This is a genomic window from Streptomyces sp. BK208 (assembly GCF_004364245.1).
Classification (GTDB): Bacteria; Actinomycetota; Actinomycetes; order Streptomycetales; family Streptomycetaceae; genus Streptomyces.
The window spans coordinates 22,243-48,308 of the sequence record NZ_SOAV01000008.1; the positions used below are offsets into that span (position 1 = coordinate 22,243).

The 26,066-nt window shown below is 72.5% G+C and carries 23 protein-coding genes; 15 read left to right on the forward strand and 8 right to left on the reverse strand.

Annotated features, from left to right (window positions below; genetic code table 11):
- Positions 1-25 precede the first annotated feature (25 nt).
- The 5 genes from EV562_RS20340 (at position 26) to EV562_RS20360 (ending at position 6,904) form a co-directional block, all read left to right on the forward strand.
- Positions 26-985 carry a 3-oxoacyl-[acyl-carrier-protein] synthase III C-terminal domain-containing protein gene (locus tag EV562_RS20340; RefSeq protein ID WP_243860104.1) on the forward strand — a complete coding sequence of 320 codons (960 nt, stop codon included), beginning with the start codon at positions 26-28 and terminating at the stop codon, positions 983-985.
- A gap of 100 nt (positions 986-1,085) precedes the next feature.
- Entirely contained in the window at positions 1,086-1,850 is a 765-nt protein-coding gene (locus EV562_RS20345; protein WP_208298386.1) for an alpha/beta fold hydrolase, read from the forward strand.
- A 337-nt stretch (positions 1,851-2,187) separates the two neighbouring features.
- On the forward strand, positions 2,188-3,363 hold the full coding sequence (locus tag EV562_RS20350; protein ID WP_243860105.1) for a cytochrome P450: 1,176 nt from the start codon (positions 2,188-2,190) through the stop codon (positions 3,361-3,363).
- Positions 3,360-4,586, forward strand: a complete 1,227-nt coding sequence (locus EV562_RS20355) for an ABC transporter ATP-binding protein (protein WP_133888254.1) — start codon at positions 3,360-3,362, stop codon at positions 4,584-4,586. Before EV562_RS20350 ends, EV562_RS20355 begins: the two co-directional genes overlap by 4 nt.
- A 77-nt stretch (positions 4,587-4,663) precedes the next feature.
- Positions 4,664-6,904: an MMPL family transporter gene (locus EV562_RS20360; RefSeq protein ID WP_133888255.1), complete on the forward strand. Its 2,241-nt coding sequence runs from the start codon at positions 4,664-4,666 to the stop codon at positions 6,902-6,904.
- A 64-nt stretch (positions 6,905-6,968) separates the two neighbouring features.
- Here the strand turns inward: EV562_RS20360 and EV562_RS20365 are convergent, their stop codons facing one another.
- On the reverse strand, positions 6,969-8,114 hold the full coding sequence (locus EV562_RS20365) for a transposase (protein ID WP_166661909.1): 1,146 nt from the start codon (positions 8,112-8,114) through the stop codon (positions 6,969-6,971).
- A gap of 726 nt (positions 8,115-8,840) precedes the next feature.
- Here EV562_RS20365 and EV562_RS20370 point away from each other — a divergent pair.
- Positions 8,841-9,521: an LmbU family transcriptional regulator gene (locus tag EV562_RS20370; RefSeq protein WP_243860106.1), complete on the forward strand. Its 681-nt coding sequence runs from the start codon at positions 8,841-8,843 to the stop codon at positions 9,519-9,521.
- Between the two features lie 75 nt (positions 9,522-9,596).
- On the opposite strand, the gene EV562_RS20375 is transcribed toward EV562_RS20370, so the two are convergent.
- Together EV562_RS20375 and EV562_RS20380 are read right to left on the reverse strand one after the other, a co-directional pair.
- On the reverse strand, positions 9,597-10,241 hold the full coding sequence (locus EV562_RS20375) for an FMN-binding negative transcriptional regulator (protein WP_133888257.1): 645 nt from the start codon (positions 10,239-10,241) through the stop codon (positions 9,597-9,599).
- A 445-nt stretch (positions 10,242-10,686) separates the two neighbouring features.
- Positions 10,687-11,460: a 3-hydroxybutyrate dehydrogenase gene (locus tag EV562_RS20380; protein ID WP_133888258.1), complete on the reverse strand. Its 774-nt coding sequence runs from the start codon at positions 11,458-11,460 to the stop codon at positions 10,687-10,689.
- A gap of 290 nt (positions 11,461-11,750) precedes the next feature.
- On the opposite strand from EV562_RS20380, the gene EV562_RS20385 reads away from it, so the two are divergent.
- On the forward strand, positions 11,751-13,211 hold the full coding sequence (locus EV562_RS20385; RefSeq protein WP_133888259.1) for a PHB depolymerase family esterase: 1,461 nt from the start codon (positions 11,751-11,753) through the stop codon (positions 13,209-13,211).
- Between the two features lie 370 nt (positions 13,212-13,581).
- Positions 13,582-14,574, forward strand: coding sequence for a polysaccharide deacetylase family protein (locus EV562_RS20390; protein ID WP_133888260.1), 993 nt, complete (start codon positions 13,582-13,584; stop codon positions 14,572-14,574).
- Between the two features lie 57 nt (positions 14,575-14,631).
- Here the strand turns inward: EV562_RS20390 and EV562_RS20395 are convergent, their stop codons facing one another.
- Entirely contained in the window at positions 14,632-14,970 is a 339-nt protein-coding gene (locus tag EV562_RS20395) for a MazG-like family protein (protein WP_133888261.1), read from the reverse strand.
- 55 nt (positions 14,971-15,025) lie between these two features.
- The gene (locus EV562_RS20400) at positions 15,026-15,568 is read right to left on the reverse strand and encodes a DoxX family membrane protein (protein ID WP_133888262.1); all 543 of its coding nucleotides are present in this window, start codon (positions 15,566-15,568) and stop codon (positions 15,026-15,028) included.
- Positions 15,569-15,735: 167 nt separating this feature from the next.
- Here EV562_RS20400 and EV562_RS20405 point away from each other — a divergent pair, with 167 nt between their 5' ends.
- Positions 15,736-16,062 (forward strand): nuclear transport factor 2 family protein, encoded by a 327-nt coding sequence (locus EV562_RS20405; RefSeq protein ID WP_133888263.1) that lies wholly within the window; start codon positions 15,736-15,738, stop codon positions 16,060-16,062.
- A 301-nt stretch (positions 16,063-16,363) separates the two neighbouring features.
- On the opposite strand, the gene EV562_RS20410 is transcribed toward EV562_RS20405, so the two are convergent.
- Entirely contained in the window at positions 16,364-17,155 is a 792-nt protein-coding gene (locus EV562_RS20410) for an SDR family oxidoreductase (protein WP_133888264.1), read from the reverse strand.
- Positions 17,156-17,287: 132 nt separating this feature from the next.
- Between EV562_RS20410 and EV562_RS20415 the strand changes: the two genes are divergently transcribed.
- Complete coding sequence (locus EV562_RS20415; RefSeq protein ID WP_133888265.1) at positions 17,288-18,946, forward strand: alkaline phosphatase D family protein; 1,659 nt, start codon at positions 17,288-17,290, stop codon at positions 18,944-18,946.
- On the opposite strand, the gene EV562_RS20420 is transcribed toward EV562_RS20415, so the two are convergent.
- Positions 18,933-19,964, reverse strand: a complete 1,032-nt coding sequence (locus tag EV562_RS20420; protein WP_166661910.1) for a Gfo/Idh/MocA family oxidoreductase — start codon at positions 19,962-19,964, stop codon at positions 18,933-18,935. The two genes, EV562_RS20415 and EV562_RS20420, sit on opposite strands and share 14 nt — an antisense overlap.
- Before the next feature lie 265 nt (positions 19,965-20,229).
- Between EV562_RS20420 and EV562_RS20425 the strand changes: the two genes are divergently transcribed.
- From EV562_RS20425 to EV562_RS20445, 4 genes are all read left to right on the forward strand, one after another.
- Complete coding sequence (locus EV562_RS20425) at positions 20,230-21,510, forward strand: multidrug effflux MFS transporter (protein ID WP_133888267.1); 1,281 nt, start codon at positions 20,230-20,232, stop codon at positions 21,508-21,510.
- Between the two features lie 77 nt (positions 21,511-21,587).
- On the forward strand, positions 21,588-22,634 hold the full coding sequence (locus tag EV562_RS20430) for a serine hydrolase domain-containing protein (RefSeq protein ID WP_133888268.1): 1,047 nt from the start codon (positions 21,588-21,590) through the stop codon (positions 22,632-22,634).
- 706 nt (positions 22,635-23,340) lie between these two features.
- Positions 23,341-24,321 carry a small ribosomal subunit Rsm22 family protein gene (locus tag EV562_RS20440; RefSeq protein ID WP_133888269.1) on the forward strand — a complete coding sequence of 327 codons (981 nt, stop codon included), beginning with the start codon at positions 23,341-23,343 and terminating at the stop codon, positions 24,319-24,321.
- 89 nt (positions 24,322-24,410) lie between these two features.
- Positions 24,411-25,073 carry a response regulator transcription factor gene (locus EV562_RS20445; protein WP_166661933.1) on the forward strand — a complete coding sequence of 221 codons (663 nt, stop codon included), beginning with the start codon at positions 24,411-24,413 and terminating at the stop codon, positions 25,071-25,073.
- 19 nt (positions 25,074-25,092) lie between these two features.
- On the opposite strand, the gene EV562_RS20450 is transcribed toward EV562_RS20445, so the two are convergent.
- Positions 25,093-25,272, reverse strand: coding sequence for a DUF6243 family protein (locus tag EV562_RS20450; RefSeq protein WP_133888271.1), 180 nt, complete (start codon positions 25,270-25,272; stop codon positions 25,093-25,095).
- Between the two features lie 110 nt (positions 25,273-25,382).
- Here EV562_RS20450 and EV562_RS20455 point away from each other — a divergent pair, with 110 nt between their 5' ends.
- Positions 25,383-26,027, forward strand: coding sequence for a TetR/AcrR family transcriptional regulator (locus tag EV562_RS20455; protein ID WP_133888272.1), 645 nt, complete (start codon positions 25,383-25,385; stop codon positions 26,025-26,027).
- The last annotated feature ends 39 nt before the right edge of the window (positions 26,028-26,066 follow it).

Sequence of the window (26,066 nt, forward strand, 5' to 3'; positions counted from 1 at the left end):
CTCGGCGACCGGGGAACGAGTCCCGGTGGCCGACGTCGTGTCGGAGTACACCCCCGACGTGGAGCGGGTCCTGGCGTACGGCTACCGCGCCGTCCACCGCGCCGGTGACGACGTCGGTCTCACCGACCTGTCGGAGGACGCGGCCCGCCGCGCCCTGGAGGAGTCGGGCACCGACCCGGCGGACCTCGACCTGCTGGTGTTCGCCATCACCGACGTCCCCGAGTACCTGTACTGGGACCCGGCGGCCGAGCTCCAGGCCCGGCTGGGCGCCCACCGCGCCGAGGCGGTCCTGATCAGCCAGGGCTGCCACGGGGGCATCACCGGCTTCGACACGCTCGCGGGCCGGTTCGCGACCCATCCGGACTACCGGCGGGCCCTGTTCGTCGGCGCGAACCGCACGTGCGAGACCTACTGGAACCGCATGGCGACGCATTCGCTGCTCTTCTCCGACGGCGCGGCGGCCACGGTCGCGGACCGCGGCCACGACCGGTTCCGCTGGCTGGCGAGCGAGGTGATCACCGACGGACGCTACGCCGACTTCTTCCTGATGGAACAGGGCGGTGCGGCCCTGCCGTTCACCCCCGGCGACGAGAGCCCGGCGGCGCGGGACGCCTGGGACATGATGGAGTTCTTCGACTACGACTCCGACCGTTTCGAGGCGTTCATCGACCTGATGAACGACCGGGTGCGGGAGGTGGTCGCCCGTGCCTGCAAGCGGGCCGGCGTCGACCCCGGAGATCTGGCCCGGGTCGTCCTGCTCAACGACAACCGGCAGACGCTCACCGCGCTCGCCGAGCGGCTCGACGTGCCACTGGACCGCACCAATCTCGACTTCTCCATGGAGCACGGCCACTTCGGCGCGGCGGACCACCTCCTCACGCTGCCCCACCACGTCGCGTCGGGCGACCTGCGGGACGGGGATCTGGTGGCGTTGGCCGGCATGGGCCGCGGCATGCACTGGGGATGCACCGTCGTGCGGTGCTGACCGGCCCGGTCACGGGCGTTGCCCGTTCCCGGCGCCCCGGGAGCGCACACGAGACGAGCGGACGACGAGACCGTACGGCGGTCGGGACGAGAGGACCCACATGAGCGAGACAGCGACGGGCACCGCCATGCCGGCGGCCGGAACCGGATGGCTGCGGCTGTTCCACCGCGCACACACCGACGCGCCCCGGCTGGTCTGCTTCCCGCACGCAGGCGGCGCGGCCTCCTTCTACTTCCCGCTGTCGGCCGCACTGGCGCCGGGCGCCGAGGTGCTCGCCGTCCAGTATCCCGGGCGCCAGGACCGCCGTGGCGAGCCGTGCGTGGACAGCGTCCCGGCCCTCGCCGACGCCGTCGTGGGTGAGCTGCGTCAGTGGCAGGACCGCCCCCTCGCCCTCTTCGGCCACAGCATGGGCGCCTCCGTGGCCTTCGAGGTGGCGCGGCGACTGGAAGCGGAGGGGAGTGTTCCGGCGGCCCTGTTCGTGTCGGGCCGGCGATCTCCGCGCCTGGTCCGCGACGAGGGAATCCACCGGGCGGACGACGACGCGCTGATCGCGCACCTCGCCCGGCTCAGCGGCACGGACGCCCGGATCCTCGGCGACCCGGAGCTGCTGGAGCTGATCCTGCCGGCGATGCGGGCCGACTACCGGGCCGCCGAGACCTACCGGTGGACGCCGGGGCCGCCGCTGCGGTGCCCCCTGTCCGTCCTCACCGGCGACGACGACCCCCAGTTCTCGCCGGCCGAGGCGCGCGACTGGGCCACGCACACCACCGGGCCGCACGAGCTGACGGTCCTGCCGGGCGGGCACTTCTACCTCGCCTCCCACTGGAGCCGGGTGGCGGAGCTGATCCGCGCTCGACTGGGCTGACACCGCCGCCGACGACCTCCCGACGACCCGGGTCCTGCTTCCACGAGGGCCCGGGTCGTCGCACGTATGCCGCACGGCGCCAGCCGACGGGCGAAGCGGCCCCACAATGGCGTCATTCTGACTCTCCCGCTGCCTGACCCCCGCTGACCTGCTGCTTCCCTGGTCATAGCTGTTGAATACACAAGAATATGGGCGCGCTTTCGGCCGCGGACCGCACACTGTGCGCCATCATGACCCGTGTCCGCTTGGTTGTGGCGCCATGTGATGTCATGATGGCGCTATGGCTCCTCCGTGTTTGCCGCGCTCTCCGATCGCCCGGCTCGCCGACGGATGGGGAGTGCCCGAACAGCACTTCTGGCTCCGTGGTGACCGGCCCGCCGGGCCGGTCGGTTTCGACGAGTGCCAGGGTGTGTGGAACGTCTACGGACACTCCGAGACGGTCCGGGTGCTCTCCGATCCCGGCGTCTTCTCCTCCGACACGAACCGGCATTTCCTGCCGGAGCCCGACGACTACGACGCCGGCGGCATGCTCACCCAGCTCGATCCGCCCGAGCACCGTGCCCTGCGCCGGCTCGTCGGCAAGACCTTCACTCCGGGGGCCGTCGCCGCCCTGGAGCCGCGCGTCGCCTCGCTCACCCGCGAGCTGCTCGACGCCGTGGACGGCCGGCGCGAGATCGAGTTGATAGGGGACTTCGCCCAGCCGCTGCCCATCACCGTCATCGCCTGCCTGCTCGGTGTGCCGCGTCAGGACCACGCCCTGTTCCGGCAGTGGGCCGACGAGCTGTTCCCGGGCACCGAGCCGCCGTCGGTCGGCGGCAACCCGGAGCAGGACCGGCACGTCGACGCCGCGTACGACCTGTCACGGCGGATGAGCGAGTACTTCGCGGCGCACATCGAGGAACGTCGCCGGCACCCCGGAGACGACCTGCTCAGCCGGCTCGTCCACGCCGAGATCGACGGGGAACGGCTGAGCGGCACGGCCCTGACCGCCTTCGTGGAACTGCTGTTCCTCGCCGGATACGTGACCACCGCCCTGCTCCTCGGCAACACCGCCCTCTGCCTCGACGCACACCCCGGACACACGGCCCGGCTGCGTGCCGACCGGAGCGGCGTTCCCGCCGTGATCGAGGAGTCGCTGCGGCTGATGACCCCCTTCGCCGTCTTCCACCGCGTCGTCACCGAGCGCGTCGAACTGGGCGGGCAGCGGCTGCTGCCGGGTCAGATCGTCGCGCTCTGGCTGGGCGCGGCCAACCGCGACGAGAAGGTCTTCTCCCGGCCGCACGTGTTCGACCCCGCACGCGATCCCAACCCCCACCTCGGCTTCGGCCGCGGCATCCACTTCTGCCTGGGCGCCCCGCTGGCCCGGCTGGAAGGCAGGATCGCGCTGGGCGCCCTCCTGGACCGCTTCCCCCGGCTGCGCACCGACCCCGACAACCCGCCCGTCTTCCTGTCCTCCCCGGAGGTGTCAGGACCGCGGCTCCTGCCGCTGCTCACCGGCGGGAGGGCGGCGTGACCGGTCACCGGGCCGTACCCGGGCCGCCCGGCACGGACGCGCCGGCCGTCCTGGTGCGCGGGCTGCGCAAGGCGTACGGGCGTCGCACCGCCCTCGACGGTCTCCACCTGAGCGTCCCGCACGGCACCGCCTTCGCGCTGCTGGGCACCGGATCCTCCGGCAAGACCACCGCCCTGCGCGTCCTGGCGGCCCACACCCCCGCGGACGGCGGCCGCATACGGATCGCCGGGTACGACCCCGCGTCCGACCCGCGCTCCGTGCGTGACGCGGCCGGGCTTCTCAGCCGGGCCCCCGCGGTGGACGGCCGCCTCACCGCCGAGGAGAACCTGCTCCTGACCCCCCGGCTGCGGCGGCTGCCGGCGCCGAGCGCCCGGGCCAGGGCCGCCGGACTCGTCGAACAGCTCGGACTGACGCAGGCGGCGGCCGTACCGGCGGCCACCCTCTCCGCCGACCTGCGGCGCCGGCTGGCGCTGGCGGTGCTGCTGGCCGGGGAACCCGAGGTCGCGCTGCTGGACGAACCCACCGAGGGCCTCGACGCGGTGGGCCGCCGCCTGGTGCGCGGGGTCGTGCGCGACCTCGCCGCCGACGGCGCCGCCGTCGTGTTCACCACGCGCTCCCCGCACGAGGCGGCCCGCCTCGCCGACCGGATCGGCGTACTGCACCGGGGCCGGATCGTCGCGGAGGGCACCCGGGAGGAACTGCTGCGGCTGGTGCCCGGCGGACACATCCGGCTCCACTTCGCCACCGCCGCCGACCTCGCCACCGCGGCCGGGCTGTTCCGTCTGCACACCGCCGAGATCGATCCCGCCGCGCTCAGCCTGCAGATCCCCGGCGACGGCAGCGCCGGCCTGGTGCGCGCCGTCCTCGACGTCCTGGACGACGCCCGCCTCGTGCCCCGTCGGCTGTCCGTGCGCAGCCCCGGCATCGAGGACGCCGTCACCGCGCTCACCACCGCACCGCCCGCGGGCCGTGCCGTTCCCGCCGGACGGGCGGCTGCCGGCGGGGAGACCCGCGGCGACCGGTGGCGGCGGCACAGCGCCCTGGCCGTGACGGCCGCGGCGCTGCTGATCCTCGCCCTTTCCGCGCAGGCCGGACCCCGCTTCCTGCTGGGCGCGCTACCGGTGATCGCGCTGTGCGCCGTGCCGCTCCTCACGACCCAGGCCCGCGCCGGACCGCGGCGACGCCGCGACGCCCCGTCGCCCGACCGGACCGGGCCGCCCTGACCGGGGCGTGGCCCAGCCGCCGGTCGCTCCCTCGCTCACCTCGCCTTCCCCCATGACTCACCTGGAGTTGATGCACCGTGGCCACCCTGTTGTACAAACTGGGCCGGTTCGCCTTCCGGCGACGAGGCGTCGTCGTCCTGCTGTGGCTGCTCGCACTCGGCGGTGCCGCGTTCGCCGCCTCGACCGCGCCCGCCCCGCCCGCCGACACCTTCTCCATGCCGGGCACGGAGTCCCAGAGGGCCTTCGACCTGCTCAAGGAGAAGTTCCCGGCGGCCAGCGCCGACGGTGCCTCGGCCCGGGTGGTGGTCCGCGCCCCGGAGGGCGGCAAGATCTCCGACACCGGGCCCCGCAAGGAGGTCGCCGCCCTCGTCGCCGACCTCTCCGAGGCCCCGGAGGTCGTCCGGGTCTCCGACCCCTTCGCCGGGGGAGCCGTCAGCGAGGACGGCACGACGGCCTACGCCGTCGTCACCTACGACGTCGCCGCCGCCGAGGTCTCGGACCGGGCGCACGACGCACTGCTGCGGGCCGCCGCCGACGCCCGGGCGGAGGGGCTCACGGTGGAGATGGGCGGTGACGCGGTCCCCGTGGACCAGGCGCTGGGCGGTACCGCCGAGCTCATCGGCATCGGCGTCTCCGCGGTCATCCTCGTCCTGACCTTCGGCTCGCTGGTGGCGGCCGGCATGCCGCTGATCACGGCCCTCATCGGCGTCGGCATCGGCATCTCGGCGATCGGCGCGCTCGGCAGCACCCTCGGCCTGTCCTCGACGACCACCACGCTGGCCATGATGATCGGCCTGGCGGTCGGGATCGACTACGCCCTCTTCATCGTCTCCCGCTACCGTGCCGAGATGGCCGAGGGCCGGGACCGAGGGGAGGCCGCGGGACGGGCCGTCGGCACCGCCGGATCCGCCGTCGTCTTCGCCGGCCTCACCGTGATCGTCGCCCTCGCCGGCCTCGCCGTCGTCAACGTCCCGATACTCACCAAGATGGGCCTCACCGCCGCCGGCACCGTCGCTATCGCGGTCCTCGTCGCCGTCACGCTGGTGCCCGCGCTGCTCGGCTTCGCCCCCTACCGGGTGCTGCCCCGCCGGGAGCGCAAGCGGATCGCGGGCAAGCGCCTCAGCGCCCGGCAGCGCCGCAAGAACGAGAAGCGGGCGGCCCGGCAGCGGCCGAACCTCGGAGCCCGCTGGGCCGGGCTCGTCCTGCGCCGCCCCGCCGCCGTCCTGCTGCTCGGGGTGCTGGGCCTCGGCGTCATCGCCGCGCCCGCCACCAGGCTGGAACTGGGTCTGCCCGGTGAGGGCACGATGGCCCCCGACACCACCCAGCGCAAGGCCTACGACATGCTGTCGGAGTCCTTCGGCCCGGGCTTCAACGGTCCTCTGCTGGTGACCGTCGAGGCCGAGGACGCCAAGGCCGTGGCCGAGGACGTCGCCGGTGAACTCAGCGGCCGGCCCGGTGTCGCCCAGGTGGGCGCGCCGACGCCCAACGAGGCCGGTGACACCGCCATCGTCAACGTCGTACCCGAGACCGGGCCGACGGAGGGCACGACGGAAGAGCTGGTGAAGACCCTGCGCGGCGACCTGCACGACTTCGGGCGGGCCGATGGCGTCGAGGTACTGGTGAGCGGTCAGACGGCCATGTTCATCGACTTCTCCAGGACGCTCAACGACGCGCTGGTGCCGTACCTCGCGCTCGTCGTCGGCCTCGCCTTCGTCCTGCTGATCCTCGTCTTCCGCTCGCTCCTCGTGCCGCTGAAGGCCGCCCTCGGTTTCCTGCTGTCGGTCTCCGCGGCACTCGGCGTGGTCGTGGTCATCTTCCAGTGGGGCTGGTTCGCCGACATCGTGGGCGTGGACCAGCCGGGGCCCATCATGTCCACGATGCCCATCTTCATGATCGGTGTGGTCTTCGGCCTGGCCATGGACTACGAAGTGTTCCTGGTGACGCGGATGCGCGAGGCCTACGTCCATGGCGAGTCCACTCACCAGGCCGTCGTCACCGGCTTCCGGTACAGCGGACGGGTGGTCGCCGCGGCGGCCCTGATCATGACGAGCGTGTTCTCCGGGTTCGTCATGGAGGACAACGACTTCGTGCGGATGGTCGGCCTGGGTCTGGCCCTTGCCGTGCTCTTCGACGCGTTCGTCGTGCGCATGGCCGTCATCCCGGCCCTGTTCGCCCTGTTCGGCGACCGGGCCTGGTGGCTGCCGAAGTGGCTCGACCGGGTGCTGCCGGACATGGACGTGGAGGGCGGGAAGCTTGCGCGCCGGCTCGGTGCCCCGCCCCATCCGAGGCAGACCCAGGAACCCGAGTACAGCCGCTGACCGGCGTGGGGCCGTCCCGGTCCGGGACGGCCCCACGGCCGGCACGCGAGGTCCGGCCCGGGCGCTACGGCGCCTGCCCGCCCGCTCCGCACCGTTTGCCGGAGCGGGCGGGTGCGGCGGGTGCGTCGAGATGCCGATAGGTGTACGCGGCGGAGACGAGGGCCATGTGGTGGTGCCAGCCGGGGAACGAACGCCCCTCGAAGTCGAGCAGTCCGAAGTCCCGCTCCAGGAACGCCACCGCGTCCGCCGTCCCGGTGTGCGCGGCGGCGAGCGAGGCGACCTCGGGGAGGCCGTGATGGGCGAGGCTGGTGATCCACAGCGGACCGGTGACCGAGGGCTCGCGCATCTCGGTGAACAACCGGTAGGGCGGACCGGGGGAGTGGCCCTGCGACAGCCCGGGCACATGGACGAGCGAGGTCTGGAAGGAGGCGACGCGCTGCCGCCCGTCGGGTGCGGTGACCACGGCCGGTTCCGTGTTCTGCGCCGAGAGCCTCGCTCTCGCGCTGACGGGCAGGGGAGTGGCCGCCATGTTGCCGACGGGCAGCACCGGGAGGTGCGGAGGCACGGCCACGACGAAGTCGCACCGTCGCTTGGCGAGTCCGCTCAGCAGGTACCGTACGTCCGGCTCGTCGCCCATGTCCGCCACGACGACCGGGGACGACGACGACGTCCGGGCCGCGAGCCGGTCGACGAGACGCAGCGCCAGCGCCCACAGCGGGCGGTACTGCTCGGAGTCGGGAATGCGCGCGTCGCTGCGCCGGTCCGGGTCCTGCACCCAGGCCGGGGACAGGTACAGACTCCAGTCGACGGGGAACTGGACGGCGCCCACGGACAGGAACGAGCCCAGTCCCAGCTGACAGTTGACGGACCGGCCCGACTCCAGGTCGAAGTGCCGGTCGACTCCCACCGAGCGGTTGCCGCGCTTGGGCAGGATCACCCGGCCGAGGTTCCACACCGGCTCGGACGCACGGCCTTCCACCCAGTGCGTCAGTTCCTCCATCACGGCGTCGAAGTCCCACGGACTGAGACTGACGAACTGCCGCAGCGCCTGCGCCACGGACGGATCGCTCGAGGCGGCGGCCGCCAGCCGGCGCACCGATTTCTTCCCGTGCGTGATCAGCAGACCGTTCAGATAGGTGTAGGCCCACTTGCGCTGGTCGGCCCGACGTAAACTACGGAATATCGTCGAGCTGAAATCGGCCAGTGACAATGCAGAATTGCTGTCGCGTGGGGCAAGATTTGATCTTGGTGACATGCCTGCATAAGCCATATCCATGCCGCAATAACTCCCCCGATGTTACCGAGCGGTGATGCGGCGCAGTCTAAGCGGCGTGTCGCAATGGCGCCACTCCCTGGCGGGGGCCTGGCTTGTATTGGCGCCTGCGGTGGCGCAAGCTCGCAGGACGCAGGAGTGGCTGAGGACGAACGGATTCCGTTCCGGCCACCGCACGGGCCCGGTCGCCCCTCCGGGGTGCGGGCGCGAGCGCCGTCTTCCTCGGCGCCTCCCTGTACTGCGACTTCCTTGATCGTTCGAGGTGAAGCGCCGTGTACCCGCGGCAGGCGCTCCGTCGCCGACGACCTCGACCCGCGGCGTGCGGCCGAACCGGTGGGACGAACGAAACACGCCAGTCAGTGGACTGGACCTCTGGAGTCGAGAGGAAGCTCGGACTCCGCAAAGTCGCGCTCGGTGGCGCCAAGATCCTTGAATTTGGATCCGGTGTCGGGATCTACTCGAGAAGCGCGGCGTTTGGGCAACCGGCCTGGCCGGGGCGTCGTACTCGGGGTTCCGCTGGAGCAGGGGTGTCTACTCCTGGTGCCCGACCGTGGCCACTGATTTCGGTGCTGTCCGATTAAGACGGGGTGAACGCTTTCTGTATGCGATAAGGAGCCACCGCGAACCGGTACGGCTGACGAAGGCGTTGTTATGGAGGGCGTGATGAGAAATCAGGTCACTGAAGTAGAAGGCTCCAGGGCGCTGCCGTTCGGCCGGGCCGCGCAGAAGGCGCGGACTGCCGGAGCGCCGGAGTCGCGCCGCGACCAGGTGCTCACCACGAACGTGGGGCTGCACATACCCGCCGGACTCGCCTTCGAGGAGTGGGAGCGAGCCGGGCGCCAGCTGTCCGGACTGCTCAACTCGTCGTCCTGGTGGCTGGGTGACTGGCTCGTCTACGGCAAGGACCACTACGCCGACCGCTACGAACGAGGGATCCGCGCCGCCGGCCTCCAGTACCAGACGCTGCGCAACTACGCCTGGGTGTCCCGCCGTTTCGAACTGTACCGCCGGCGCTCCGCGCTCAGCTTCCAGCACCATGCCGAGCTGGCGTCCCTGCCCGTGGAGGAGCAGGAGACCTGGCTGGACCGCGCCGAGCGGATGAAATGGAGCACCAAGCAACTGCGCAACGCCCTCCGCGCCCACCGTGACGGCACTCCGCCGGCCGCCGACGCCGGCGAGGCGTCGACGCGCCGCCTCGCCGTGCCCGACAACCGGCTCCAGTGGTGGCACAAGGCGGCGGAACAGTCCGGCACCGAGCTGGCGGAGTGGGTGATGCACACCCTCGACGCAGCGGCCGACCGAGTGCTGAAAGAGGGCGGCATGCGGCAGGCCGCCCTGGAGTGACGGTACGCCGTCGTCACCCGTCGAGGGGTCCGCACACCCGAGAGGGATGCGGACCCCTCGCGTCGGAGGGCACCGTCACGGCAGGCGGCTCATCAGCGTGGCCGTCTGGGAGTGCCGCGTGCAGCCGCGCCCGGCGAACGACCGGACCACACGATCCCGGATTTCCGGATCCTGCTCCTGGCTTAGTTTGAACATGCCCTCGGCCTTGGTGACACGAATACGGAACGCGCCGACGGCGGGAACGATCTTGTGGAAATAGTCGATGGAATCGGTCATGTCCCAGTTGTCGCCGAATTTCTCCTCGAAAGCCCGCACCGTGGCCTGGACGACCTCCAGGGTCTCCTCGGTCGAATCGAATTTCTCCACCACCCCGTGCACGTGAACCGACGTGAAATTCCATGTGGGGGCGGCGGGGGTCACATCGTAGACGGTGGGCGAGACATAGGCGTGCGGGCCGGTGAAGGAGAGGAGGACGACCGTCTCGTCCTCCAGCGCCGACCAGTGCGGATTGGCTCGGTTCATGTGCCCCAGCAGCGGCAGTCCGGCGAGGTCGTCGGCCGGTTCCGCCCCGCCCTCCGGGTCGAAGATGACGGGGAGGTGGGTGGCGAACGGTCCGGCCTCGGGAGTGCCGTTGCTGGCCATCAGGGCCAGCGGGTTGGAGCGCATCAGATCGACCATCCACGACGTTTCCGGCTGCCGGTAATGGCTGGGGACGAACATGCGGAACCCACCTTTCAACGGTGTAGTGAGTGCTCGGCAATGCCGCAGTACTGTCCTGTCGGCGGGACATGTGCGCGCTTCATTGTGGCCCCCTCGGTCGCCGGGGGCAATTGATGAAGCATCGGCCCCGGACCCGAATTGCGGAAGGTGCGGCGCACCGAAATCGCGTCGTTAACAGCGTGCGAAAAGTGATATCGGGAAGGCCGTCATCCAGGAAGCCGTGGACGGTCGACGGCGCCACCTTCGCGACGCATTCGGGGCCCTGCCGGAACACGCCTCCCACCTGCGCACGGCAGAACGGTTCACGATTCCCGCAGGCACGGCGGACATCGAACAGCCGTACCTCCTCACGCGGGCCTCGGCCCGCATCAAGAGGTACGGCTGTTCTCCGTGTCGTCGGGTGGACGGGGAGCCGGTGAAGTGCCCGCGGTGTGCCGGCCGGCTCTCAGTGGGCGGTCCAGCCGCCGTCCAGCGGCAGTGAGGAGCCGGTGATGTAGCCGGTGTTGCGGGCGCACAGCCACAGGGCGGCCTCGGCGACCTCGGCCGGCTCGATCAGCCGCTTGATCGCGGTGCGTTCCAGGAAGACCCGCTCGACCACCTCACCCGCCGGGATGTCGTGGGCGAGCGCCTGGTCCGCGATCTGGTCCTCTACCAGCGGGGTGCGGACGTAGCCGGGGTTGAGGCAGTTGCTGGTGACGCCGTGCGCGGCGCCCTCCAGCGCGACCACCTTGCTGAACCCTTCGAGGGCGTGCTTGGCCATGACGTACGCCGACTTGTAGGCGCTGGCGCGCAGGCCGTGCACCGAGGAGACGTTGACGACCCGGCCCCAGCCGCGCGCGTACATGTGCGGCAGGGTGCGGCGCACGATCCGGAAGGGCGCCTCCACCATCACCCGCTGGATGAGGGCGAAGCGGTCCATCGGGAACTCGTGCACGGGGGCGACGTGCTGGAGGCCGGCGTTGTTGACCACGATGTCGGCGTCGCCGGGCAGCGCCTCCACCGCGTCCGGGTCGGAGAGGTCGGCCACGATCGCCGTGCCGCCGGTCGCCGCGGCCACGTCCTTGGCGGCCTCGGCGGCCAGGTCCACGACGTACACCTCGGCGCCCGCCGCGGCGAAGGCCTCGGCGCAGGCCCGGCCGATTCCGCCGGCCGCCCCGGTGACCAGGGCCTTGCGTCCGGCCAGGAACCGGGGGGTGAGGGGATTCTCGGTGCTCTCCATGGCGGAACACCGTAGGAAGGAAGCGAGAGCGCAGACACGGGGGCCCGTCACACAATTCCGCTCCCCGGCATGGTGGCCTCCACCATCCCCTTCCCCTGCCACAGCGGCATCGGCGGCGCCATGGTCCGGGCCACCACTGCGGCGGGCGCCCGCTGGGCCCCGCTCACATGTCGCGGTCACCGGCGCGGTCGTACGGTCCGCTCCCAGCACGCCGGTACGTCGTCGGGCGGGCGGTGTCCGCCGCCGCGTCCGCAGCAGTTCTCCCACCTCACACCCACGGGAGTCACCCCATGCGTTTCCTCACCCTGCGCGGCGCCTTCGGATGCCGCGTCCTGGCCGTGGCACTCGGCCTCGCCGCCGGCCTGACCACCCTCTCCCCGCTCGCCCGGCCCGCCGTCGCGGCCGACGGCCTCCAGCAGGTCACCGACTTCGGCTCCAACCCCGGCAACCTGGGCATGTACGTGTACGCGCCGGCCGACCTGCCCGCGAACGCGCCGCTGGTCGTGGCGATGCACGGCTGCACCCAGTCGGCGAGCGATTACCACACCCACTCGGGCTGGCAGAAGTTCGCCGACGCGTGGGGCTTCGCGGTGGTGTACCCGCAGACCGGCCCGGCCAACAACAGCATGTCCTGCTTCAACTGGTTCGACCCGGCCGAGGACACCCGTGGCCGGGGCGAGGCCGCCTCGGTCGTGCAGATGGTCGACCGCGCGGCGGCGCGGTACGGCTCCGACCGCCACCGCGTCTTCGTCACCGGCCTGTCCGCGGGCGGCGGTATGACCGCCGACCTGCTCGCGGCCTACCCGGACGTCTTCGCGGGCGGCGCGGTCGCCTCCGGACTGCCCGCGCAGTGCGCGACCAGCCTGGCCGCCGCGTCGGGCTGCCAGTACAGCGACCAGCGCCTCACCCCGAAGCAGTGGGGCGACAAGGTCCGCGGCTCCTACCCCGGGTACACCGGTCCGTGGCCCCGCGTCGCGATCTGGCAGGGCACCGCGGACGGGACCGTCGCCCCGGTCAACGGCACCGAACTGCGCGACCAGTGGACCGACGTCTGGGGCGTCGGCCAGACCGCCTCCGGCACGCGGAGCCTGCCCGGCGGCACCATCGAGAGCACCTACGACGACCCGGCCGGCCGGCCCGCCGTGGCCCTGTTCTCGGTCTCCGGCATGGGCCACGGGCTCGCGGTGAGCCCCGGATCGGGCGCCGACAGTTGCGGAAGCACCGGCACGTACTACCTGGACCGCGTCTGCTCCAGCTACTACACCGGGAAGTTCTGGGGCCTGGACGCGTCCCCGGGCGACGGCGAGGGCACCCTGCCGGCGCCGTCCGGGCTGACGGTCACCGGCACCACCGGCACGAGCGCCGGACTGTCCTGGACCGCCGTGAGCGGCGCCGCCTCGTACGCCGTCTACCGCGACGGCGGCAAGGTCGGCTCCCCGACGGGCACGTCCTTCACCGACACCGGCCTGAGCGCGGGCACCGCCTACCGCTACACCGTCGCCGCGATCGCTCCCTCCGGTGCGGAGGGGACGCGGTCGGGGGCGGTCACGGCCACGACCACGGGCGCCGCGCCCCGGTGCTACACGGCCTCCAACTACCACCAGGTGGCCGCGGGCCGGGCCCACCAGAGCGGCGGCTACACCTACGCGAACGGGTCGAACCAGAACATGGGCCTGTACAACGTCGCCGTCACCCACACCTTGAAGGAGACGTCCCCCGGGTACTTCGTGCTGGCGGACGGGGGCTGCTGAACCCCTCTTCGAAATTTTCGGAGGGCGTCGAATGCCTTTCCGGCGGCATCTGCGAGTCCGTTCTGCTCGCAGCATGCCGCCGGGGGCTACAGGTGGACTGAGCTGCGCGTGAAACCTCCGCGAGGTTCTCACGGCGATGCCGCAGGTTTCGAAATATCGACCGAAAGTGTTGACGCTCGACGAGGGCAGGCCAACACTGGCGCCGTTGTCCGAACCCCCGCAGAAGAGGAACGCCTTCCATGAACCTGCTCGTTCCACCGCGGCGGGAGCACCTGGGGCGCCACCATCCGGGCCAACGGCAACTGGACCTGGCCCTCGGTCTCCTGCACCGCGGGCCGACCCCACCGCACGACACCAGCGAGGAGGATCCATGCGTACGCGCACCAGCCCCCGTCCGTCGCGCCGCCTTCGCACCCTGGCCACCGGTGTGGCCGTGACCGCGCTCGCGGCCGCGGGCACCGTGGTGGCGGGCGCCGCCCCGTCCCAGGCCGCCGCCTGCACCGGATACGTCGGCCTCACCTTCGACGACGGCCCCTCCGGCAGCACCCAGTCCCTGCTGAACGTGCTCAAGCAGAACGGGCTGCGGGCCACCATGTTCAACCAGGGGCAGTACGCCGCCCAGAACCCGTCCCTGGTCCGGGCCCAGGTCGACGCCGGCATGTGGGTCGCCAACCACAGCTACACCCACCCGCACATGACCCAGCTCAGCCAGGCCCAGATGGACTCGGAGATCTCCCGCACCCAGCAGGCGATCGCGGGCGCGGGCGGCGGGACGCCCAAGCTGTTCCGGCCGCCGTACGGCGAGACCAACGCGACGCTCCGGTCGGTCGAGGCCAAGTACGGGCTGACCGAGGTGATCTGGGACGTGGACTCGCAGGACTGGAACAACGCCAGTACCGACGCGATCGTGCAGGCCGTCTCCCGTCTCGGCAACGGCCAGGTCATCCTCATGCACGACTGGCCCGCCAACACCCTGGCGGCCATCCCCCGCATCGCGCAGACCCTGGCGGGCAAGGGACTGTGCTCCGGCATGATCTCGCCGCAGACCGGCCGTGCGGTCGCCCCCGACGGCAGCGGTGGCGGCGGTGGCGGTGGCGGCGGGTGTACGGCGACGTTGTCCGCCGGGGAGAAGTGGGGGGACCGGTACAACCTGAACGTCTCCGTCAGCGGGGCGAGCAGCTGGACGGTGACGATGAACGTGCCGTCTCCGGCGAAGGTCCTGTCGACGTGGAACGTCAACGCGAGTTATCCGAGCGCGCAGACGCTGACCGCCAAGCCGAACGGCGGCGGGAGCACCTGGGGCGCCACCATCCAGGCAAACGGCAACTGGAACTGGCCCTCGGTCTCCTGCACCGCGGGCTGACCCGGCGCCGGTGCGCACCCGTGGCCACGTCGGCACGGGTGCGCACCGGCGCGCCGCTCACGCACCCAGCGAGCGGTCCGCCACCCGTGCCAGGTGCCGGCCGAACACCACCCGGGCCTCGGGAGTCAGCGTGCGCAGCGCCACCATCGCCGTGATCACGACGTCGCACAGCTCCGCCTCCACGTCCTCCCAGGTGTGGGAGACGCCCTTGCGCGGATTCTGGCCGGTCGCGCCGATCACCGCCTCGGCGACCTCACCGACCTCCTCCGACAGTTTCAGCATGCGCAGCAGCAGGCCCTCCCTGCCGCCGACGGGCTGGTCCGCCTGCAGCCACGTCCACAGGTCGTCGATGGTGGTCCAGGGGTCGGCTCGTACACCGTCCGGGTTGTCGCTCATGCGGAGCAGCGTGCCACGGCCCCCGCCGCGCTCGCGGCCGTCAGTCGAACGGCGGTCAGTCGAACAGCGGTTCCTGCTGTCCCTCCGCCGCCCTGCGCAGCCGCCTGTTCCTGGCCCCCACGACGACCGTCGTGGCCGCGGCCGTCACCGCGAGGGCGGCGGGCACCATCCAGTTCCGGTTGACCGCGTGGCCGAGCGCGTGGTCGAGGGAGAGCCGGCCGGGTCCCGCGACCGCCAGACCAGCCGCCGTCAGGCCGAGGGAGGCCGCGTACTCGTAGCCGCCCGCCTGGGCGAAGAAGCCGTTCGGGGCGTGCACCGCCGCGGCGCCCGCCATCGCGCCGGCCGCGGCCGCGCCCGCGGCCGGGGTGGCCAGGCCCAGCGCCAGCAGCGCCCCGCCGCCCGCCTCCGCGAGACCCGCCGCGGTGGCGCTGGCCCGCCCCGGTGCGTAGCCCATGGCCTCCATGGCCTGGCCGGTGCCCTCGATCCCGCCGCCGCCGAACCAGCCGAGCAGTTTCTGCGCTCCGTGCGCGGCCAGGACGCCGCCGGTGCCCAGGCGGAGCAGCAGCAGCCCGAGATCACGTCGGTCAGAGCAGTTCACTTCGACTCCCTCGCGGACGCCCGCCGCGGGCGGCGGCGGATCACCTCCCCACCGTCACCCGTCCGCGGCGGCGGGGCCCGTCGCGGACGCCGTTCGGGTGGTGGCGGGCGGTGGGCCGGTCGGCGGGCCCGGTGGCGGGGGTGCGGAGCCGGTGTGACGCTGCCGCCATGACGATTCAGACCACGCGACTCAGCGATCCGGCGGTCCGCGCCTTCGTCGCCGCCGTCAACGCCCACGACCGCGAGGCCTTCCTCGCGCTGCTCGCGCCGGGCGCCACCATGGCCGACGACGGGGACGACCGGGACCTCGACCAGTGGATCGACCAGGAGATCTTCTCCTCCAACGGTCACCTGGAGGTCGACAACGAGTCGAACAACGGTCGTGCCCTCATCGCCCGCTACCGCAACGACACCTGGGGCGAGATGCGCACCCGGTGGGACTTCACCGTGGACGAGGACGGCCGGATCGCCCGGTTCGAGACCGGGCAGGCGTAACGCGCCGGGAAAGTGCGGCAGCCGTTCCGTCCACCGGTGTGCACCCCGCGCATCCCGCGCGGGACCCACCCCCAGCCGGTGTGGCGGAACGGCTGCCGTCTCCCCCCTCGGCATGGTCCGTGGAGCGTTGTGGAAGACCAACGCCTCATGTGTGAAGCTCCGGTGAAGGAGATTTGAGCATATGTCCTTCACCGGCTGCAATACCGCGGACTTTGAAATTCCGATGATGTGAACAGCCGAAGTGATCCGTGGGGCGAAGCGCTCGGTGACCCGTCTCGGTGAGTTCGCCCGGCGGACCGGCTCAGCCGCGCCCCACGTACGGCATCGTCGTCGCCAGGACCGTCGCGAACTGCACGTTGGCCTCCAGCGGCAGCTCGGCCATGTGCCGCACCGTGCGGGCCACGTCGGCCACGTCCATCACGGGCTCGGGTGCCGTCTCCCCGTTGGCCTGGAGTGCCCCGGTCCGCATGCCGGCCGTCATCTCGGTCGCCGCGTTGCCGATGTCGATCTGGCCGACCGCGATGCCGTAGGGACGGCCGTCCAGCGACAGTGACTTGGTCAGGCCCGTCAGCGCGTGCTTGGTCGCCGTGTACGCCACCGAGTGCGGGCGCGGCGTGTGCGCCGAGATCGAACCGTTGTTGATGATCCGCCCGCCCCGCGGGTCCTGCTCCTTCATCTGCCGGTACGCCGCCTGCGCGCACAGGAACGCCCCGTTGAGGTTGGTGTCCACCACGTGCCGCCAGGCGTCGTAGGGCAGCTCCTCGACCGGCACGCCGCCGGGACCGAACGTCCCCGCGTTGTTGAACAGCAGGTCCAGTCGCCCGAACCGGTCGCGCACCGCGCCGAACAGGGCCGCCACCTCCTCGGGGCGGGACACGTCGGCGCGGACGGTGAGCGCCGTGCCGCCGCCCGCGGGTGCCGCCGCGGCCGTCTGTGCCAGGGGTTCGGGGCGGCGGCCGGCCAGCGCCACCGACCAGCCGGCCCGGAGCAGTTCGACGGCGACCGCCCGGCCGATGCCGGAGCCGGCGCCCGTGACGACGGCGACCTTCGGCGGGCCGGCGCTTTCCTCGGCGGTGGTTCTCACGGTGTTCATGAGTCGGCAGCGTACGGGTCGCGGAACATGCGGAACTCATCCGTCCGACATGCGATCGCCATGTCCGCGCCAAGCCGGGGTCGTTCCCGGCGCTTCGAATTCCCCTTGCAACCACCGCTTGGGGAGGAACGGATGACACCCGCGAACCACCAGGGCCCGGCCCGGACGAAGACCTCGCACGCGCCCGAACTCCGCGCCGCCGCCCGCAGCCTGGGCCGCCGCCGCTTCCTGACCGTCACCGGCGCCGCCGCCGCGCTCGCCTTCTCCGTGAACCTGCCGACCGCCGGCACCGCGAGCGCCGCCGAACTGGACGGTGCGCAGCTGACCGCAAACCCCTTCACGCTCGGCGTCGCCTCGGGCGACCCGCAGCCCGGCTCCGTGCTGCTGTGGACGCGCCTGGCCCCTGCCCCGTACCAGGCCGACAGCGGACTGCCCGCCAAACGCGTCGAGGTGAGCTGGGAGCTGGCCCTGGACGAACGGTTCCGCCGCGTCGTCAGAAGGGGCCGGACCACCGCCCACCCCGAGTTCCACCACACCGTGCACGTCGAGGTCGACCACCTCGAGCCCGGCCACGTCTACCACTACCGCTTCCGCGCCGGCCGGTACGTCAGCCCGGTCGGCCGCACCCGCACCGCGCCCGCGCAGCACAGCAGGGTCTCCGACCTGACGTTCGGCCTCGTCTCCTGCCAGAAGTACGACGAGGGGTACTACACCGCGTACAAGCACCTGGCCCGGGAGGACGTGGACGTCGTCTTCCACCTCGGCGACTACCTCTACGAGTACGCCGTGAACGCCACCGGCGGCTCCCGCGCCTACCCCGCGGGCACCCTGCCCGCCCTCTTCAACCACGAGACGGTGACGCTGGAGGACTACCGCCTGCGGTACGCCCTCTACAAGTCCGACCCCGACCTGCGGGCCGCGCACGCCGCGCACCCGTTCATCGTCACCTGGGACGACCACGAGACCGAGAACAACTACGCCGACGAGACCCCGGAGAACAGCGTCCCGCCGGAGGAGTTCCTCATCCGCCGGGCCGCCGCCTACCGCGCCTACTGGGAGAACATGCCGCTGCGCACGCCCCAGCTGCCCGACGGCCCCGACCTCAAGCTCTACCGCCGCCTGTACTGGGGGCGGCTCGCCCAGTTCGACGTGCTCGACACCCGCCAGTACCGCTCCGACCAGGCGTACGGCGACGGCTGGCAGTACCCCGGGCCCGAGTCCACGGACCCGTCCCGCACGCTCACCGGTGACGCCCAGGAGCGCTGGCTGATCAACGGCTGGCACCGGTCGAACGCCCTGTGGAACGTGGTGCCCCAGCAGGTCACCTTCTCCCAGCGGTACAACATGACCACCACACCGTCCCAGGTCTCCATGGACTCCTGGGACGGCTACCCGGCCTCCCGCGAACGGATCCTGGCCGGCGCGCAGGCCGCCGGGATCGAGAACCTCATGGTCCTCACCGGCGACGTGCACGTCTCCTACGGCTTCGACATCAAGCGCGACTTCGACGACCCGGACTCCCGGACCCTGGGCACGGAGATCGTCACGACCTCCGTCACCAGCGGCCGCGACGGCTCGGAGAAGCCCTCCAACTGGGACACCCTCATGACCGCCAACCCGCACCTCAAGTTCTTCAACGGGCGGCGCGGCTACGCGACGGTGTCCCTCGGCCGCGAGTCGGCGCGCGCCGACTTCAAGACGGTGTCCCACGTCTCCACCGAGGGCGCGCCGCTGACCACCGCCGGGTCCTTCGTCACCGAGGCCGGGGAGCCGGGGCTCAAGCCGGCGTGACCTCACGGTCCGCGGGCGCGGTCTCCTCGCCGGGGTAGCGGACGCCGACGCGGTCCCGGATCGCGTCGAGCGTCCGCATCACGGCGAGCGTGCCCTCCAGCGGGACCAGCGGCGACTCGCGTTCCCCGGCGCGCAGGGCCCGCATGACCTCCTCGGCCTCGTGCCGCAGGCTCTCGCGGGGCCCGTCGGCCGGGTCGGCGCGGAACACCCGCGGTTCGCGGCCGTCCCGGTGCAGGACGAAGTGGTCCGGGAAGAAGAAGCCGTTCGGGACGTCGATACGGCCCTCGGAGCCGGTGACCGACGCCGAGTTGGGCGTACCACCGGTGATGGAGCAGTGCACCGAGGCGAGTGCGCCGCTCCCGTAGGAGAGCAGCGCACCCGTCTGGAGGTCGACGCCCTCCTCCGAGAGCACCGCCCGCGCCGTGACGTCCGCGGGCTCACCGAGCAGCAGCTGCGCGAACGACACCGGGTACACGCCCAGGTCGAGCAGTGCGCCGCCGCCCTGCGCGGGGTCGCGCAGCCGGTGCGCCGGCGGGAAGGGGCCCGCGAGGCCGAAGTCCGCCTGGAGGCTGCGGACCTCGCCGATCGCTCCGTCGTCCACCAGCGTCTTCAGGCGCCGCACCAGCGGATTGCAGAACATCCACATGGCTTCCATCAGGAAGACGCCCCGCTCGCGGGCGAGCGCGACCAGCTCCGCCGCCTCGCGCGCGTTCAGCGTGAACGGCTTCTCGCACAGCACGTTCCGCCCGGCCTCCAGGCACAGGCCGGCCGCGGCCCGGTGCGCCGAGTGCGGGGTCGCGACGTACACCACGTCGACGTCCTCGTCCCGCGCCAGCGTCTCCCAGGCGCCGTACGCCCGCGGTATGCCGAACCTCTCGGCGAACGCCTTCGCCGACGCCTCGGTCCGCGACGCGACCGCCACCACCTCCGCGTCCGGCAGATCGACCAGATCCGCCGTGAAACGCGCCGCCATCCCGCCGGTCGCGAGAATCCCCCAGCGCACCTTCTGACCGGTCACCGCAGACACCGTGCCCCACCCTCGCTCAGGTTCGTTTTCCGTCGTTCGCCGCTCGTTGTTCGAGTCTGTTCGTTCAACGGCGTACGAGCTGAGAGCATAGGTGGCGGATCCGTAGGAGAGGGAGGGGCACATGCCCGAGCGCGGGCCGTCCGTACCGCACCGGTCACCGGACACGACCACGCCGCCGTCGCCGCCGACGTCTTCGACGGCGGCGACGGCGTCAATGCCGTCAACGCGGTCAACGTCTTCGACGGCGGCGGCGCCGATGCCGCAGGCGGGGAACGGACCGGCTCTCCGCTCGCTGCGTGCCGCCCGCCGCACCGGCCTGCTCGTCACCCTCATCCTCGGCAGCCTCACCGCCACGCCGCCGCTCGCGATGGACATGTACCTCCCCGCGCTCCCGGAGGTCACCCGGTCCCTGGGCGCACCCGCCGCCACCGTCCAGCTCACGCTCACCGCGTGCCTCGCCGGCATGGCCCTCGGGCAGATCGTGGTCGGCCCGATGAGCGACAAGTGGGGGCGCCGGCGACCGCTGCTGGCCGGGCTCGCCGTCTACGTCGTCGCCACCGCCCTGTGCGCCTTCGCGCCCACCGTCGAAGTCCTCGTCGCCTTCCGGCTGGTGCAGGGGCTCGCGGGTGCCGCCGGCATCGTCATCTCCCGCGCCGTCGTACGCGACCTGTACGACGGCGTGGCCATGGCCCGCTTCTTCTCCACCCTGATGCTGATCTCCGGCGTCGCGCCCGTCGTCGCGCCCCTCATCGGCGGGCAGATCCTGCGCTTCACGGACTGGCGGGGCGTGTTCGTCGTCCTCGTCGTGGTCGGCGTGGCCCTCGGCGCGCTCGTGTGGGCCAGACTGCCGGAGACGCTGCCCGTCGAGGAGCGGCACGCCGGCGGCGTCGGCGACACCCTCCGCGCGATGCGCGGGCTGCTCGCCGACCGGGCCTTCACCGGGTACATGTTCGCGGGCGGCTTCGCCTTCGCCTCGCTCTTCGCCTACGTCGCGGCCTCGCCGTTCGTCGTGCAGGAGATCTACGGGGCCTCCGCGCAGACGTTCAGCCTGCTGTTCGGCCTCAACTCCATCGGGCTCGTCGTGGTCGGACAGATCAACGGCAAGGTCCTGGTCGGACGGGTCAGGCTGGACCGGGTGCTCGCCCTCGGCCTCGTCGTCGTGATCGCCGCCGCGACCGCGCTGCTGCTGATGTCCCTGGGCGTCTTCGGAGAGGTCGGGCTCGCCCCGGTCGCCGTCGCGCTGTTCGTGCTGATGTCGGCGATGGGCATCAGCCTGCCCAACACCCAGGCGCTCGCCCTGATGCGGGTCAAGCAGTCCGCCGGCTCCGCCTCGGCGCTGCTCGGCACGTCCTCCTTCCTCATCGGTGCCGTCGCCTCCCCGCTGGTCGGGATCGCCGGGGAGGACACCGCCGTACCGATGGCCGTGGTCCAGCTGGTGGCGGCGGTGGTGGCGCTGGGCTTCCTCGTGACCATGTGCCGCGGGCGGGGGACACGCGGGGAAACGGGCAAGCCCGCGGGCAAGGGAGCGGACAACTGAGCGCTCCGAGACTGCGCGGCGACACCCCGGAGCGGGCCGGGCTCGACCCCGAGCGGCTCCGCCGTGTCGTCGCCCTGGTGCACGACCTCACGGCGGGCGAACGCCCCTGGGCGGCGGGCGCCGTCGTGGCCGTCGGGCGGGGACCCGTGCTCGCCGTCGAGGAGGCGGCGGGCTGGGCCGTGCGCTACGCCGCCTACGACCCGCACACCGACACGGGCGTGGAGCTGCCCGCGGGTTCCCGGGTGCCGGCGACCGTCGACACGCCCTTCGACCTCGCCTCGCTGACGAAGCTGTTCACCGCGGTCGCCGCCGTGCAGCAGATCGAGCGGGGCACGCTCGGCATCGACGCGGAGGTGGGCGCCTACCTGCCGGACTTCCGGGGCGCGGCCGAGCACCGCGTCACCGTACGGCAGCTGCTCACCCACACCTCCGGGCTGCGGGCCGAACTCCCGCTGTACGACTGCGCCGACGACGAGGAACGGAGGCGGCGGCTGCGGGCGGAGCCGCCCGTGGGGGTGCCGGGCACGTACTGCTACTCCGACCTGAACATGCTGCTCCTCCAGGAGGTTCTGGAGCGCATCACCGGCCGTACGCTCGACGTCCTCGTCCGCGACGGGATCACCCGGCCGCTGGGCATGACGGCGACGCACTTCGGGCCGTGCCCCGGCGCGGCGGCCACCGAGGACCAGCGGCGGCCCTGGGCCAAGGTGGACCGGGGGATGCTGCGCGGGGTCGTCCACGACGAGAACGCGTGGGCGCTGGGCGGCGTGGCCGGTCACGCGGGGCTCTTCTCGACGGGGCGGGACCTCGCGGTCTTCTGCCGGACGCTGCTCGCGGGCGGCTCGCACGGGCCGGCGCGCATCCTCGGGCCCGACTTCGTGGAACTGCTGCTGACCGAACCGGGGCTGGGCTTCGCCCTCGACCAGCCGTGGTTCATGGGGGAGCTGGCGGGGCGGGGGGCGGCCGGGCACACCGGCTTCACCGGCACGATGCTGGTCCTCGACCGGGCCACGGACACCTTCGCGGTCCTCCTCGCCAACACCGTCCACCCCCGCCGCCGCCCTCCGTCCAACACACCCCGCGCGACCCTGTGCACAGAGCTGGCCCGAGCGGTACGCCCCTGACCCGGGTGCCTGCGGCGGGCTGTGCGGGTTCGGTTGTGGTGGGGGTGGATGCCCGCGGCGCCTGTGCGGGGTTCGGTTCCTGCGATGCCTGCGGCACCTGTGCGGGGTTCGGTTCCTGCGATGCCTGCGGCGCCTGTGCGGGTTCGGTGGGGGTGCGTGTAGCGCCTTGGGTTCGGTGGGTGGTGCGGGGCCGGGGCGGGGGGTGTCCGTCCTCGGAACGGCGCGGAATCGGTCGGCCGCAGAAGTGAACTCTGTTGACGCGCCAACCGCTGCGGGCGGACACCCCCCACCCCGTCCCCTCCCCGCCGTACGCGGCTGCGGGTCGCCATCCCCCGGCGGCCCCTCCCCGCCGTACGCGGGTGCGGGTCGCCATCCCCCGGCGGCCCCTCCCCGCCGTACGCGGGTGCCGGTCGCCATCGCCGCGTCGCCGCGGGTGGTCGCCGCCCCGCCGCCCCCCCCAGCTGCGGGCAGTCGTGCCGCTGGGGCGGCACGGGTGGGCGGTGGGGGCACCTCCCGCTCGAGCGAAGTCGAGAGTGGGGGAGGCACCCCGGCAGCGCCGGGCCACGCCTCTCCTCGCCCCGCACCCACCCCGGCCCACCGGGAAACGCCGAGCAGTGGCCCGTACCACCCCGGGCCACCGGCCGACGCCGGGCCACGCGGCCCACCGGCAAACGCCACCCCACGGAGTGCCTCGTACAATCGCCGAGTGAACCACCCCGCCGACACCCTCCGCGCCACCCTCACCGACCTCGTCGACGGGCTCCCGCCCCGCCAGGCCGCGCAGGCCGTGGAGCGGCTGATCGCCAACTACCGCGGGGACACCCCGACCGACGCCCCCATCCTCCGCGACCGCGCCGACGTCGTGGCCTACGCCGCGTACCGCATGCCCGCCACCTTCGCCGCAGTACGCTCCGCGCTCGCCGAGTTCGCCGCGGCCGTGCCGGACTGGGCGCCCGGCAGCCACGTGGACGTGGGCGGGGGGACCGGCGCCGCGACCTGGGCCGTCAGCGACACCTGGGACGGTACGCGCCCGGTGACCGTGCTCGACTGGGCCGAACCCGCGCTCGCCCTCGGCCGCGAGATCGCCGCCTCGCTCCCCGCCCTGCGCGACACCCGCTGGCAGCGCTCCCGCATCGGGGCCGCGCTCACCGTCGAGCGCACCGATCTCGTCACGGTGTCCTACGTGCTCAACGAGCTGACCGAGTCCGACCGCGCCGCCCTCGTCGACGCCGCCGCCGGCGCCGCGCAGGCCGTCGTGATCGTCGAGGCCGGGACCCCCGCCGGCTACGCCCGGGTCATCGAGGCCCGCGACCGGCTGATCGCCGCCGGGTTCCGGGTCGCCGCGCCCTGCCCGCACAGCGCCGCCTGTCCCATCGTGCCCGGCACGGACTGGTGCCACTTCGCGGCGCGCGTCAGCCGCTCCTCCCTGCACCGGCAGGTCAAGAGCGGCTCCCTCGCCTACGAGGACGAGAAGTTCAGCTACGTCGCCGCCACCCGCCTCCCGGTCTCGCCGGCGCCCTCCCGCGTGGTCCGGCGTCCGCAGATCCGCAAGGGACAGGTCCTGCTCGACCTCTGCGAGCCCGACGAGCAGATCCGCCGCCGGACGGTCACCAAGCGCCACGGCGACCTGTACAAGGCGGCGCGCGACGTGGCCTGGGGAGACCCGTGGCCGACGGGGGACGAGTGACCCCCCGGGTCAACCTCCTTACGGAGTAGGGTCGTCGGCGCCCGTCTAGCTGGAATGGACTCCCCGTGGAACGTGACGTGCACCGCGCCCTGCGGATCGTGATCGCCGAGGACGATCCGCTGCTGCGCGAAGGGCTCGCCCTGCTGCTGCGGGCCGAGGGTCTGGACGTGGTGGCCACCGCGGAGACCGCCGAGTCGGTGCTTGCGGCCATCGACGCCCACGAACCCGACGTGGCCATCCTGGACGTGCGCATGCCGCCCACCCACACCGACGAAGGCGTCCGCGCCGCCGTCGAGGCACGGCGGCGGCGTCCCGGACTGGCCGTCCTCGTGCTCTCCGCCTACGTGGAGCAGTCCTTCGCCACCGACCTGCTGACCGGCGGTGTGGGCGGCCTCGGCTACCTGCTCAAGGAGCGCGTCGGCCGGGTCGAGGAGTTCATGGACGCGCTCGGCCGGGTCGCGGGCGGCGGCACCGCCATCGACCCGGAGGTCGTCGCCCAGCTCTTCACCCGCAGCCGCCAGGACACCCGGCTGGAGCGGCTGAGCCCGCGCGAGCGGGAGGTGCTCGCCCTGATGGCCGAGGGCCTGGGCAACAGTGCCATCGCCGGACGGCTCGTGGTCACCGACGGCGCCGTCCACAAGCACATCCGCAGCATCTTCGCCAAGCTCGATCTGTCCCCGGCCGACCAGGTCGACCGGCGGGTGGCGGCCGTCCTGCACTACCTGGAGAGCGCGCGGGCGCCCCGCCACTGAGCGGCCGGGGACAGCTCGCTCAGGTGCTGCGATCCTGCCGGCGCTGCCGCAGCGCGCGCAGCAGTTCGCGCTTCTGGGCCTGCGGGGACGGGCCGCCGCCGCCGCGCCCCGCCCGGTCGCCGCCGCGCAGGGCGTCACGTCCGAGGTTCCGGCGCGTGCCGCCGACGCCCAGCATGTTTCCGGTTCCGCCTCGGGTCATCGGGGTTCTCCTTCGTGTTCGTGACCGCTGCGGCACGAGACGGTTCGTCTCGCACCGTTGCTCCACTGTCAGCGAGACGGTCCGTCTTGTCAACCTGGTAACTTCGGAGCATGGCCACACAGAAGTCCACCCGCACCCCCGCCGCCCAGCGACCGCACCCCGACGCCGCCCGGCGCAGCCAGCGCTCCCGCCAGGCCATCTACGACGCCGCCCTCGCATTGGTCGGGGAGATCGGCTACCCCAGGACCACCATCGAGGGCATCGCCGCCCGCGCCGGAGTCGGCAAGCAGACGATCTACCGTTGGTGGTCCTCGAAGGCGGACGTCCTGCTGGAGGCCTTCCTCGACCTGGGCGAGCGGCTCGTGGAGTCCGCCGGCGAGGAGGCGTACACCATTCCGGACACCGGGGACGTCGCCGCCGACCTCAAGACCGTCCTGCGGGCCACCGTCGACGAACTGCGCGATCCCGGGTTCGAGGCCCCCTACCGCGCCCTGGCCGCGGAGGGCGTCGTCAACGAACAGCTCGGCCGGGCCTTCGTCGAACGGCTCCTGGAGCCGTCGCTCCAGCTGCACGCCGACCGGCTGCGGGCCGCCCAGGAGGCAGGGCAGGTACGGCAGGACATCGACCTGCGGATCGCCCTGGAGCTGTTCGTCTCCCCGCTCGCCCAGCGCTGGCTCCAGCACACGGGACCGTTCGACCACGCGTACACCGACACCCTCGTCGACTACGCGCTCCACGGCCTCGCTCCACGGTGACCGAAGAGGCCTGACCAGGGAAGTTTGTCCCTTCGCGAC